Origin of the sequence: Bacteroides sp. OM05-12, from assembly GCF_003438995.1 — a bacterium.
Lineage (GTDB): Bacteria > Bacteroidota > Bacteroidia > Bacteroidales > Bacteroidaceae > Bacteroides.
Genome location: NZ_QSUN01000002.1, coordinates 31,975 through 45,146 on the forward strand (window position 1 = coordinate 31,975; position 13,172 = coordinate 45,146).

General features: G+C 39.8%; 6 protein-coding genes and 3 riboswitches. All 6 genes read right to left on the minus strand.

Going from position 1 to position 13,172, the window contains the following annotated elements; translation table 11 throughout:
* Nucleotides 1–438: 438 nt before the first annotated feature.
* The 6 genes from DXB63_RS02035 to DXB63_RS02060 all read right to left on the minus strand — a co-directional run bounded on the left by DXB63_RS02035 (nt 439) and on the right by DXB63_RS02060 (nt 12,260).
* Entirely contained in the window at nt 439–4,401 is a 3,963-nt protein-coding gene (locus DXB63_RS02035; protein WP_122124717.1) for an Ig-like domain-containing protein, read from the minus strand.
* 87 nt (nt 4,402–4,488) lie between these two features.
* Nucleotides 4,489–4,717: riboswitch (cobalamin riboswitch) on the minus strand.
* Nucleotides 4,718–4,832: 115 nt separating this feature from the next.
* Nucleotides 4,833–6,002: a leucine-rich repeat protein gene (locus DXB63_RS02040; protein ID WP_122124718.1), complete on the minus strand. Its 1,170-nt coding sequence runs from the start codon at nt 6,000–6,002 to the stop codon at nt 4,833–4,835.
* Between the two features lie 65 nt (nt 6,003–6,067).
* Entirely contained in the window at nt 6,068–7,798 is a 1,731-nt protein-coding gene (locus DXB63_RS02045; protein WP_122124719.1) for a DUF5074 domain-containing protein, read from the minus strand.
* A 35-nt stretch (nt 7,799–7,833) separates the two neighbouring features.
* The gene (locus DXB63_RS02050) at nt 7,834–9,066 is read right to left on the minus strand and encodes a PKD-like domain-containing protein (RefSeq protein WP_233522735.1); all 1,233 of its coding nucleotides are present in this window, start codon (nt 9,064–9,066) and stop codon (nt 7,834–7,836) included.
* On the minus strand, nt 9,063–10,241 hold the full coding sequence (locus DXB63_RS02055; protein ID WP_122124720.1) for a YncE family protein: 1,179 nt from the start codon (nt 10,239–10,241) through the stop codon (nt 9,063–9,065). Before DXB63_RS02055 ends, DXB63_RS02050 begins: the two co-directional genes overlap by 4 nt.
* Before the next feature lie 6 nt (nt 10,242–10,247).
* On the minus strand, nt 10,248–12,260 hold the full coding sequence (locus DXB63_RS02060; RefSeq protein ID WP_122124721.1) for a TonB-dependent siderophore receptor: 2,013 nt from the start codon (nt 12,258–12,260) through the stop codon (nt 10,248–10,250).
* A gap of 133 nt (nt 12,261–12,393) precedes the next feature.
* A riboswitch (cobalamin riboswitch) is annotated at nt 12,394–12,598 on the minus strand.
* 336 nt (nt 12,599–12,934) lie between these two features.
* Nucleotides 12,935–13,139, plus strand: a riboswitch (cobalamin riboswitch).
* Nucleotides 13,140–13,172 lie beyond the last annotated feature (33 nt).

The window sequence follows — 13,172 nt, forward strand, 5'->3', positions numbered from 1 at the left end:
AATACCTATCGGGAATAGTGATTTCTTTCCGGATAGCCTTTCCTATTTTATAGTTTTTTTATACCCCCTAGTTTATTTTTGTCGCGGAGCTCATTATCAATGCTTTATCTTTTAAAAAGCCTCAAATAAGAAAACTTGTGACATTAATCTCCCTTATGAGTGTTGAAAATTTGTCGCGCTTTTTGCATGAGGATGCACTACGTCTTTATGTATGACACACTACGTCTTTACCATTAATGCACTACGTCTTTTGGAACATGACTATAGAGGAATACGGTTAGGCATAGGGGCGGAAAATGATACTGTTAGTGAAGATAACCTTTAATGGTCTTGAAGATTGAAACAAAATATACAGGCTTTTATACAAAAAATAGAGGATACCTTTGTGGCACCCCCTATTCGTTTAAATCAGAAAATAATTGTATTATTATGAACTACTTACTGAATGATTATTTTTGTTGCTATGTCATTCGTGCCATTGTTACCTTTTATGATGTAAACTCCGGTAGCAAAGTCTAATGGGAAGCAAGTATGCTCTTCTGTTACATTCAGTTCTTTAAGTAAATCACCTCTAACGGAATAAACTCTAAAGGTGTATCCGGAGAAATTATCTATCACCAGTTCATTATTGATGTGGTAGATACTGTAAGAATTTACATTCTTTTCTATTCCGGAAGGAGCCTCTTTTACCGTTACTTCACAACTTGCGGAAATGTTGGTTCCGTCTTGGCTGATAGCGTTAATGGTAACATCTCCCTGACTGATGGCTTTTACGTAACCAAAACTAGTGACGGTTGCAATTGTATAGTCGGAAGTAGTCCATCTTACACGTTTGTCTGTCGTATTTTCCGGCAGGATAATAGTGGCAAGCTGTATACCTTCACCTTCTTCTATTGTTTGTTTTTCGGTTTCGAATGCAAGACTTGTCATGAGTTGGTCTTTAACAGTGATTTCTGCAGTAGCGGAAATTTTGTTATCGTCACTGCTGGTTGCTGTAACGATGACATTACCGGCTTTTAATGCAGTAACGACTCCATTTTCATCGACTGTTGCAATGGATTTGTCTGATGAATCCCAAGTAGTACCTTGCAATGCTTCGGCCGGCGTAATATCGGCTTGAAGTTGTTGTTGGTTTCCTACTATTATATCTGCTGTAGCTGGAGTGATGGCAACACTCTCTACATTCGGTACGACATGTACGAAGCAAGTTGCAGTCAACTCTGTATCTACTATTCCAATTGTAACGTTTGCATTACCCGGCGCTATTCCTTTTATATTTCCATATTGGTCTACTGTGGCAACTTCTTCATTATCGGATTTAAATGTATAGGCTATTTTAGTAGTTGTATTGGATGGAAGATACCCCCGGGTTATGTATGTTGTCTTACCAATTTTAATAGTTGCCTCCGGAGCTATAGTTACAGCAGTGACAGGAATGCTTTCTACAACTGTTACATTACAGTTCGCAATTTTGCTTCCGTCTACTGTTGTAGCTGTGATAGTAACAGTTCCGGCTTTGATGCCTTTAACACTACCATATTGACTTACTGTTGCGATGCTTTCATCGGAACTGCTCCATTCTACACTTTTATTACTAGCATCGTCCGGAAGTATTGTTTCTCTCAAAGTTGCACTTTTGGATACTGCTATGGTAGTATCTGATGGAATTGCGATACTTTCCACAGGAATAAATGTTGCGGTTATGGTACAAGTCGCAAACAAGCTTTCATCGTCTTTAGATGTAGCTTTAATGGTAGTAGTGCCTTGACCTACTGCCTTAACGCTTCCATAACTGCTTACAGTAGCAATTGTCTCGTCCTCAGAACTCCATACAACATCCTTATTACTTGCATCGGATGGTTCGAATGTTGCGGTTAATGACACTCCGTTTGGTGCTTGTAATGGTATGGATGTTTTATCCAGTTTTAATTTTGTAGCAGGATTCCATGTTACATTTACTATACATTCGGCAGTGAAGTTTCCGTCTTTGGAAGTTGCCGTGATTTTAGTCGTCCCTTCTTTCTTTCCGGTAATTGCTTTATAATAAGCGTACATACTGGCAATAGTGGGATCTTCTACCGTCCAAGTTACATCTTTGGTACTTGCGTCTTCCGGTGTGAAGATTACATCGAGTGTATCCGTACGGTTTACGTAAATATTACTTTCAGTTTTGTTTAATGCAATACCCGTAGCAGCTTCATTTACGATTGTAATTTTACATGTCGCGGTGAAGTTTCCTTCAACTGATTTTGCCGTGATGGTGGTTGTTCCTTCTTTCTTTGCACTAACCAAACCTTTACTATCTACGCTTGCCGTGCTATAATTCTCATAACTCCATTTAAGTTCTTGATTTGTAGCGTTAGCCGGTGTAAAGATTACATTTAATTGCTTGGTGCTTCCCGCTTTCATTGTAATCTCAGGTTCTTCCATAGAGATACCTTCCAATTCGCGATTGATGGTAAGACTGATTTTCTTTGTTACTATTTTGCCATTGGAAACGGCACTGAGAATAATGGTCGTTTTTCCGCTTACTCCTTGTAACGGTGTGATAATAAGTGTATTGCCTTTGAGCTCTGCTGTTGCAATTTCAGGGTTTTCGGAAATGACACTTACCGTGATATTGGTATCTACATTGTCCTCGTCTGTTATTTTACCTTGCAGACTGATTTGTATTGGGGCATTGTTAACCGGAACGGTTATACTGCCGTCAACATCTTTAATCGTCGGTGCTTTGTCCGGAAATAATGTAAATGCCGGAACAGGGAAGTCTTGAGATGCTTCTATTGTGTTAGCCAGTACTCCGGTTTTTGCATCTACATAATAGATAAATACGCTGTTGTCTTCTGTAGAGATTGCGGTGATAACCAGTTGCCCTGTTGCTGTATTTAAACAAATACCGGCAGAACTGAATATTTGTTTTTCATTCGGCAAACTAAAGAAAGGAGATGCCAGCGAAGAGTTTTCTTCCGGATTATAACGATATACCGATCTTGTATCCGAAAGGAATCCTCCGTTGGTCCAATATAATGTATTGCTCTTTGGATCGGCAATAAATTTACCTGCATTCCATGTATCCCAACTTTCATTGATCTTGCAATATTCAGGAAGTTCTATTTTATTTGTGATAATAAGAGAAGCCGGATCTATTTTTATCAGTTTACTTCCCGCTGCCCATATATATCCGTCTCCTGATTGAGCTATGCCTGAGAAATTTCCTGCGAAAGTTTGTGCTATACTGTTTGTTTCGGAGTCGATGATTATAATACCTTTTTCGTCTTGAACTGCAAATACATATTTCCCGGCACAAATCATCTTACCGCTTTCCTTATTATTGTCTGTTCCTGTTACCAAGTCTCCTAAGGTCATCGTAGTTAAATCTATAGCGTAAATGCCATTATCCGTACTTACATAACCTTTCTCAGGAGTTACTCCTACAAAAGCCCGCCCGTTTATATCGGCAATTGTTGCACTATTAACTAGCTTGTTGCTTTCAGCGACAATAATGTTTCCTTTATTGTTATCTTTATCTCCTGAAACAATGTAAAGGTTATTTCCGAAAAATGTTCCGGACAATATGTTGGAATTGAGCTTCAAACCATTATTGTTTGCCTGATAGATATTGTTTTCCCATTCATTTTTGGTGCTAAGATAGTTGACTGCACCATTTTCTTTTTCGTTTCCAATGAAGAAAGTTCCGTTATTATATCCCGGTGCGGATATGGCTTTAAATGGTTTGAAATCTTGTGGACTCATTCCTACGGCAAAGTTCCATCCGTCCCAACTTCCATCCTTCAAAACTCGGCTGCTGGCTCCAAGACCGCTGTAGCCGAACTTTCCGTCACCATCTTTCACCCAGTAAGACCAATAACTTTGATACCATCCCGCACCAAAGAAGTCATCGGGATCCGTAGCTGTATAATCATCGTAGTCATAATGTCCCAAGGTATTAAAAACACCATCCTCGGAAGTCATTATCTGTCCTGTGGGTATGTGTGTCAAACTAATATCTCCATCTCCGTCGGCATCGTAGCCGATTCCACAAATCGTATATCCCATTGAAGCGTCTGCATTCTCTATCAATACATATAAACGCGGGTCGGCCCTCGCAATGTCTGTGACAACATCAATACCACGCTTATCGCCATCAAAACGGTATCCCCAAACAAGTGCATTTGTTTCTCTGGGATCATTGAATTGTACTACAAATAGTACTCGGTTACTACCTTCACCTACCCAGAATTCAATATCATCCATTGAGTAGTCTTGATAGGATACTTCAGGTGCTTTGGCAATGGATTTGCCAAAATCATACGGTCTGCCTTGTACCGTAGTAATTGTTTGCTGTGCATACGTGCAGATTACACACATAAACAGTAAAAGAAAAGAGTAAATCTTTCTCATAATAAAGTAATTAAATATTAATAAAAAACGAAATACAACAAAAATCAACGTAATCGTTTTACTGGTCTTTCAACTAAATCCTCGAAAGTTGAAAGTAGCATGCATGGCAGGTCTTCTGACTCGTTTCTGTTGGTAAGCGCCTTCCCGAAAAGTATTTAAAAATAAGTTTTATACTTTCAGTGGCAATGGTGCTTGCTTACAACATTTTGTGAAACTTACAGCAGCGGGACTGTCCAGGATTTTCACCTGATTCCCTTTTAATCGCTTCCCTGTAATTAATAGTAGGGGAAGTCGAACCAATGCGGGTGCAAAGATACAAGATTTTATTTAGATTTTTAATTCATATGCCATTAAAAATGTTCCGTAAACATATATATTTATCGTTGTTATTTTAGTGGAGCAAAAGTAGGAGAGGTTTGCTTGCTTTTGTATTATCGAATAAATGCCTTATAGGTTTTATCATTATTGGATTTCACTATCTTTAGAATATAAAATCCGGAGGGTATGTAGTCGGGTATTGGCGTTACTCCCGGAGATAATGATAGTGTGTATGCCTGATTACCGTTTATCGGATAAAAAGTAATAGTACTTTCTGTCGCGCTTTTAATGCTGTTTAAATACACATTATGATAGATCAATTCAATATCTTCATTCTTCCTGTAATCGACATTGGTACTTGTGATAGGCAAGATAGCTTTTATATTTCTCCAGCCATAGTCCTGCAAATAATATTCGATCTGTTCCTCTTTCACGTATAGAGTGAGGAATGCCGGGTTGGTAGTACTTTGTGCCCGCTCACTATAAAATGCTCCTTCATTCCATAGCAATGGAATATCCCCTTCAAATATTAACTCTGTCAGGTTAGGACATGAGAATAGAGAAGCATCCTGAAGTTGTTTTATATTTGTTGGCAATGTGAGTTTATGCAATAAACCGCAATCAATAATAGAATAAGTACTTAAACATTCCGGATGTACAATAGATGGAAGTTTTAATTCTCTTAAACTGTTATTCCCTATAATCATGTGAAACATGACTTTTAGCTGTGGCGCTTTATCCGGCATTATAATTTCTTCCAATAAGGGTGCATTAGAGAAAGCAAGAAACAGATTCTCCAATTTTTCACATCCGCTGATATCTACCCACTTTAGTCTTTTACATCCGTTAAATGCGCTTTGGAGAGAAGTAATTCCTGTACAATTACTTAAATCAATATCTGTTATACCGGATGTAAAGAAGGCTGCATTCATACTTGTGATATTTTCCGCACCGGAAAACGGCATAATGACCGAGGTTAATTCAAGATAGTTTAGAAAAATAGAGTCTAAAGCAAGTGGTTCTGTAATAATTGCTTCAGAGAAATCTACACTCTTGACGTTAGAGTTAGGGCTTGATGTTTCACCGGAAATACCGGCATTCTTAAATACACTGACGGTTTTGGAAGTAAGTACTCCTATAATCTTTAAATTGGAATTATCTTTAATTTGTTGGACGGACAAATCGTTGGCATCAATAGTAGTAACTTGTTCCGCAAGCAGATTCTGGCTGATAATCCAGATCGATAGTAGACAAAGAATATGTTTGTATGGTAAGATTTTCATGTCTTTTATGATATAGACAAAGGTCCGTCTTACAAAACAGGCCTTTGTCTATGTTTTCATTGAGTTTATTTAATAATGACCTTTAGTATTATGTTATCCTTTCCGTTGCTTCCTTTCAGAATATAGATTCCATTCGGCTTGTTAACAGGAATAGAGAATGTATTACTATTTACGTGAAAGGTCTCGATATTCTGACCGTTCATGTTATAGAGTGTAAAGTTAAATGCATCACAATTATTGATGTATAATTGTCGGTCATTATAGTATGCAGAACGAAGAACCTGTTCGCTATCTATTTTATCCGGATTTCCCGGAGATAGATTAATGGAGATCGTTGATTGCGCCACTTTCCCGTTCGAATTAAATTTGATCGTAATATCCGCATCACCTTCTACCCCTTTAGGAGTAACGGATAAATTGCCGTTGGTAATGTTAGCGGAAAGAATATCTTCATTTGAAATACTGACGATGCTTTTAACAATGGCAGCCTCCATGTTATCCGCATCAGTGACTATGTCGGAGAGTGGAATAATAAATGGGGTATAATTGTTTCTGATTTTCTCGATTTCTGCAATGACAGGCGGCTCATTATCGGGAAAGACAGGCATTGCCGGAAACCAGAAATTCTCTATCATGGAATATTGTTGAAGCTCTTCACCTTTGTTTGATAAACGGGTGAGCACATGGGTCGGATCTATAAAATCATGGTAATAAAAACAATATAGTTCATCTGTGACGGGATGGACACGGAATGCTGCTCCATAGAGTTTCCATTCGGTATCCGTTAAATTAAGAATCTGTGAAAATTCGTTTGAGTCGATGTCATAACAATAAATATTCGAATTGCTGAACCAACTGTTTGTTCCTCCATTCCAATAGATACGATTATGCTGTTTGCTGGAGCAGAATCCGTCGGCAGTCCATGCATACCAACTATTGGCAGGTGCATTTATCCCTGTTGGTATGTGAATACGCGTTGTATCTTGGGTAGTGGGGTCTAACTTTAATAAGTAAGGAGCTGTAGCCCCGCCTCCTGTCTGGTCTTGTGCAACACTTAACCAAATGTTTCCGTCTTTGGACATGATGATGGATCCGAATCCACGTTGTTTGTCACCATCTATAGGTGCTTGTATAGTGCGTACGATTTGATCTGTTTCCGGATTAATTATCTGAAGACCATATTGCTGATGTACTGCATATACAAATTCGTCTTTTCTCAGCATATTTCCTATTTGAGCATAATAGAGTTTGCCGTAGCCATCTTCACTGGGATTGCCTGTTCCCTCTATTTGAGAACCTATTTTCAGATTGTCAATATCAAAAAGCCAGATTCCATTACTGGTTCCTATATATCCCTTGTGTTCATTTACTCCCAAAAAAGAACGGCCGTCAGCAATGGATTCTATCGTGTTGTTATCTCCGTTTTGTGTGGCAATATATTGGAATGTCTTTTTTATTTTCATTGTCTTGGCATCACATACAGAAAAACGTGCGCCTGTAACGGATGCTCCGGGATCACGGTCTTGTTTGGATACAAAGTAGAAATTGTCACCATAGATAGTTCCGAATTGTGTCGTGCATCCCAGTTCATGATCCGGATTCTCTTTTTGGAATACACGATATGTCCATTCGCCTTCATTGGAAAGCCAATTGACCGTTGAATTCTGGTGTCCGTACCAGTCTTCGTTAACAATAAATACACCGTTCGTATAGTTTGCCTCATCGGCTTTTGACTGTGCGTATGATTGTAAGGTAATCAATGATAATGCACATAATACAAGGGTAATTCTTTTCATGATGCTTGCTTTTATAGAGTGATTCTAAATTTGTTTTATGGGTTTGGTATGATTGTACTTTTATCTTGTATATGCAAATCCCGTGCATTGGTTATCTCGGTGGATGTTTCGCCGATTCTGCCGCAATACTGATTTAAGCCGGTATATACACGTATAAAATCCACTCCCGGCAGATGCACGGGGTTTCCTTCTTTGTCCACTGCCCAGTCAATATCAAAACTGTTCAGATCTGCGTCCTTATTCGGATGGTTGTCCACATACCCCCACGGATATGAATAAAGTACCCAATAAGTGCCGAAGCCACTTTCATCCACTCCGTTAGGGGGCAGCAACGTACCTTCGAATGTCAGTTCGTCTTCTTCCAGCCATAACGGATAATAGTTTTGCTCGTGAAACATATTTTTGGATACATATCCTTCTCCGCCTTTATTGTCGGTCCAGGGGATATAGGTTACATCAGTAAGCCCGTTGCTTATGTCGGCTATAGGCTTTTTGTCCGGATCGGGACGGCTATAAGTTATCCGGTATCCTTTTTTAGTGGACGGTTTGTAATATTCGCTTCCTGCCAGTTCGTACCATTCATCCTTATCGGGCTTGCCGTTTTGGTTTTTATCGAATGCTACCATTACAATACCGGGTTCGCAGCTTCCACCTTTCTTTTCCTTGTAAGACCCTATGTCCGAATAGAAAGCGTTGCCCAGTACCATGAAATCTTTTTCTCCTTTGACGTTCATGACGGTATGATCGAATCCGAAAGTAACGTAGCCTCCGTAAGCTCCCAGAGATATCATGATATTGTTAGTTCCGGAAATAGATTCTTCCACTTTTTTGCACATATCGGCTTCCGTGTCGCCGGCTTTGTATTCCGGCATGGTGTTGATAAATTGTCCCGGTGCGGGGCGGTACTCATATATATGGGCTATGTAAGGGCTGTACTCTATTTCTTCATGTATCACAATGAAGCGGAAATCATGTTTATAAGGAGTAACAGGGTCGATAATCTCAAAAGTCATATCATACGTTCCTTCATCTTTTTGCAAGAAGATATAAGTGCTTTCCGTAGAAACCAGTGAATCCTTTCCGGAAGCTGTCTTCATTGTCCAACGATATTCCTGTCCCGTAAAGGCAGGTGTCAGTTTGTAACTTTTCATCCTTTCCAGATAGTAGATATCGTCTATACCGAGACTAACCGTCGGAATATCTTGTGTGCAAGCCGTAATTAAAACCATGCTTGCCATCAGTGTCCATATTTGTTTCAGTATCTTCATCTTCCGAAATCTTTATTTAAGAATACCATGTGTGCGGGTATATCTCCCGTACGTACACTCCATTTCTTTTTCCCGTATCTGTCGAAGCAGTAGAGCGTACCGCTTGATACATAGTTCTTGGCATCCGTTACATAAATATCTCCCGTCTCCGGATGGATGGCGATGCCGTAGGGAATGGTAATGCTTTTTTCTGTTCCGTCCGTAATGAAGTTCGTGCTGACTAGCTCCTTCGTCTTGACATTGATAATTCCATAAGTAACGGTATTTTTACCTTCATAATCGCTCCATTCCGTACTGTACAGATATAGGGAATCACCATGTATCGCCATATTGGAGCAGGGGATATTTAACGTGTCGGTGACAACCATTTTATTATATCCTTTTCTTTTATCCAGAATATAAAGATTGGAATGTATGCTTTTATAGTCGCCTCGCGAGCTTACCCAAAGTCTCTTATATGAATCTAGTTTTACACGGTGTAGATTGATGCCTACAGGGATTTTCTCTACCTGCTTGAAGTCTTCCATTTGAATGACGGATACGGTGTTGTCATAATTCGGTGCGCGATAGCCTCCTGAATTGGCAACGTACATATAGTCGTCCACAATCTCCATCTCCTCGGGCTGATAACCTACCGTTACCTTATCGAGTACCTTCAGACTGGTGGTGTCCACTTTGTAAACGGCTCCTCTGGGGGCATCCGGATCGATAAGCACCGGGCCCACATAAGAACTGACATAGGCTTTACCCTTATAAAAACGGATGTAACGGCAATTAGGAATATCCACTTGACCGATACGCTTGCCTGTATGTGCATTGAGTACCTCCACTTTATGAGAACAGTTGACAACGACATACAGCTTATTGCCATAGATTTGTATGTCATTGCCCACATCGCCCAGTTCCATGACGACATTCGGGTTTCTTTCCGCATAGAAGTTACGTGCATAAAGCGAACTCATGAAATCCAGATAGTCAAGGGTACATTTGTTGCTTCCCATATTGCCTTCGTTTACCACATACATACCTCTTATCTTGGAGTCGGGGGCAGGATAGTCATTATATATTATTTCATATTCCGTAGGTACAACGAGCTCAATCTCCCTGCAGGAATAAATGAACAGGGCGGACAGGAGTACCGTCAGGATTAATATATAGGCTTTTCTGTTTCTCATCTTGCGTTAAATTTCAATGGTAAGCGTAAAACGGTAATTGCGTTTCGGCATCGGGTAATTCAGTATCACGTCATAATCCTGACTTAGCAGATTATTGACCTCTAGTGCTGCTTTCATTTTTACTTTTCTTATATTGAAATCTTTCATTAAAGAAAGGTCACTGGTATACCACGGTTGCGTGTGGTTATAACGAATGTTTTCCTGTTGGTTGTAACGTTCGCCCACATAGATGAAACTGTAATTTAAAGCCCAGCTTCTATATTTCAGATTAGCAATAAGCGAACCGCTGTGCCAGGGAATATAAGGTATCTGATCCCGGTAATAGTTGTCTTCCGGATTGGTGACATCAATCGCTTCCTGATAGGTATACTGTGCCCTGACGGTGATATAGAAATGGCGGAACGGGTTGATTGTTGTCTGGGCAGATATATCGATACCTTTTATTTCCACTTTACCGAGATTCAACATAGTCCAGCGGAATTGTTGCCCTTTGGGGTAAGCAACGATTTTGTCCTTCACCTTATTATAGTATACGTCGGCTTGCGCTTTCACTTCCTGAAAGAATGCGTTGGGGAAGTTTTTGTTATAGGCAATTCCCAAATCATACTGTGTAACGTACTCCGGATTCAGCTTGGAGTTACCCATGTCAGCATAGTAAAGGTCGTTAAACGTAGGCATACGGAAACTTTTTTTGCAATAGGCGCGCAGCGTCAGGTCGTTTGTCCGGAAAGGAGCGATAGACGCGAATACAGCGGGAGTGAACACCCGTTTCTTAGGAGGATTGACCTCTTCCTTTATTTTATCGTTTACGAATGTGGCAAGTCCGCTTCCCTGTATCTTGAGCTTTCCTATTTTGAATGCCGTAGCTACAGACAGCATATTGACATATCTTACCGGCCAGACGAAGCCATACATTTCCGCTCCCAGTTTATTCCACTGTAAATCATATGATAACGATACGTCCCAATTCTTCAGGATGGTATACATATTTGAAGATGACAGATAGAATTCCCTTTGTTTGTAAAGGTTGTCCACCTTCACCTGTTTATCGTCGTTATTTACGTAGTGTGTTCGGAAGAAAGAGTATTTGCCTTTGAGGTTGGTCTTGAAATTAGCCACTTCCTTTTGAAAACTGCCTTGAACGAAAGAGTTTGTGTCCCAAATACGTTCACCGCGTCGCCATACATTATTGACGATTGCTCCCGGTACTCCCCGTTCCGAATTATAGTTGTAGCCCTTGATGTACCAACTTCCGTCATTAATGCGGCCGTGAAGCGTACCTTCCAGACGAGTTGCGTTGATGTCTCCGTTCTGGCGGACGGCAGTCGTGTCATAAGCTATCTCTCCTGCCGGATTGACCCTTTGATAACGGAATTTATATTTGCCGCTTCCGTTCAGCCATTCCGCACTGAAAGAAGAACTTAGTTTTTCAGACAGTTTGTTTTCAAAAAGAACGGAGGTATTTATCACATTGAATGAACCTACCTTGATAGAGGCTCTCATATTATAGGTTTTTCCTGCTTCAAATTTAGGGATACGTGTACGTATATATATGGAGCCTGCCGCACCGAAGTCTTTGGCCGATTGGAAGATTTCGCTTTTCTGCCCGTTGTACATGGATATTTCTTCTATGTTGTCCAGCGAATATTGCCCTAAATCCACTTGCCCGTTTTGGGCATTGCTGAGTTGGATACCGTCATAAAACACGCCCATGTGATTCGTACCCATGCTGCGGATATTTACTGTCTTAATACCTCCTACACCTCCGTAGTCTTTTATCTGTACGCCCGAAAAGTAACGAAGAGCATCTGCTATACTGTGGCTACTTAGATTTTTTAATTCGGCTCCCGAAAGTTTCTGTGCAGGAATAACTTCTTTATAGCTTTTAGCCGTCACCACAACCTCATCCAGCTTTTGAATGCTGTCTAACTTATATTGTGCCTGGATAAGGGTACAGCTATTCCATAAGAGTATAAATATGATGTTGAATTTAATCAGTGCCTGTGAATGACTTTTCATAATTAATATCTATTTGACATTTGTATATAAATCAAATAGCTCTAATCAAAAAAGAACAGCATGAATAGAATGGCGGATTTCTTACTTTGCATTGATGTTCTGCCATTTGTTCCACAGCTCTTTCCTCGAAAGCTATTGAAATGCGTTGCATGGCAGGTCTTCTGACTTATTTCTGTTGGTAAGCGCCTTCCCGAATCTTATATTCAGTGGCAATGGTGCTTGCTTACAACATTTCTGTGAAACTTACAGCAGCGGGACTGTTCAGGATTTCCACCTGATTCCCTTTTAATCACTACCTCGTAAAAAGAGGCTCGTGAACCGAATGCGGTGCAAAGATATATAAAATAATCAATTGAGAGATACAATCATCAAGGTGTTTTTATAAAACATAAGGTTGATTGTGAACAAACGTCTTGATGTTTTTAAAAAACATCGGGTTGATTGAAACAGTGACAAGTGACAGAAATGACAGCGGTTTTCATAAACTTATATAGATGTATATAAATATATAGTAGTATATATACTATACTTATTATATATTAATCACTATATATCTTTTAAAAACTCTGTCATTCTTGTCACTTGTCACTAATCAGGTTGCTTTTTGCCGATGATGTTCTTGATAATGAATAAAAATAAATATTATATTTGCTTTAACTTATCGTTTTTAAGTGTACCTTTGCATTTGAATTGGTGTGTGGCTTTCATCCACAAGAAAGAACACATAATAGGGAATACCGTGAGAATCGGTAACAGTACCCGCTGCTGTAATTCTCGTTGAACCCGGACACATTGTGTCACTGGAAAGCTGAATTTCCGGGAAGACGTCCGAAAGGGGAGAGATAAGTCAGAAGACCTGCCAGTATCATTATCTTGAATATCTTATGCTTTCGGGAGTTAGAGCAAGGGTAA

Excerpts from the sequence above, each read along its gene's own strand:
- DXB63_RS02035 (WP_122124717.1), bottom strand. The coding sequence starts at position 4,401 with ATGAGAAAGATTTACTCTTTTCTTTTACTGTTTATGTGTGTAATCTGC.
- DXB63_RS02040 (WP_122124718.1), bottom strand. The coding sequence starts at position 6,002 with ATGAAAATCTTACCATACAAACATATTCTTTGTCTACTATCGATCTGG.
- DXB63_RS02060 (WP_122124721.1), bottom strand. The coding sequence starts at position 12,260 with ATGAAAAGTCATTCACAGGCACTGATTAAATTCAACATCATATTTATA.
- DXB63_RS02050 (WP_233522735.1), bottom strand. The coding sequence starts at position 9,066 with ATGAAGATACTGAAACAAATATGGACACTGATGGCAAGCATGGTTTTA.
- DXB63_RS02055 (WP_122124720.1), bottom strand. The coding sequence starts at position 10,241 with ATGAGAAACAGAAAAGCCTATATATTAATCCTGACGGTACTCCTGTCC.
- DXB63_RS02045 (WP_122124719.1), bottom strand. The coding sequence starts at position 7,798 with ATGAAAAGAATTACCCTTGTATTATGTGCATTATCATTGATTACCTTA.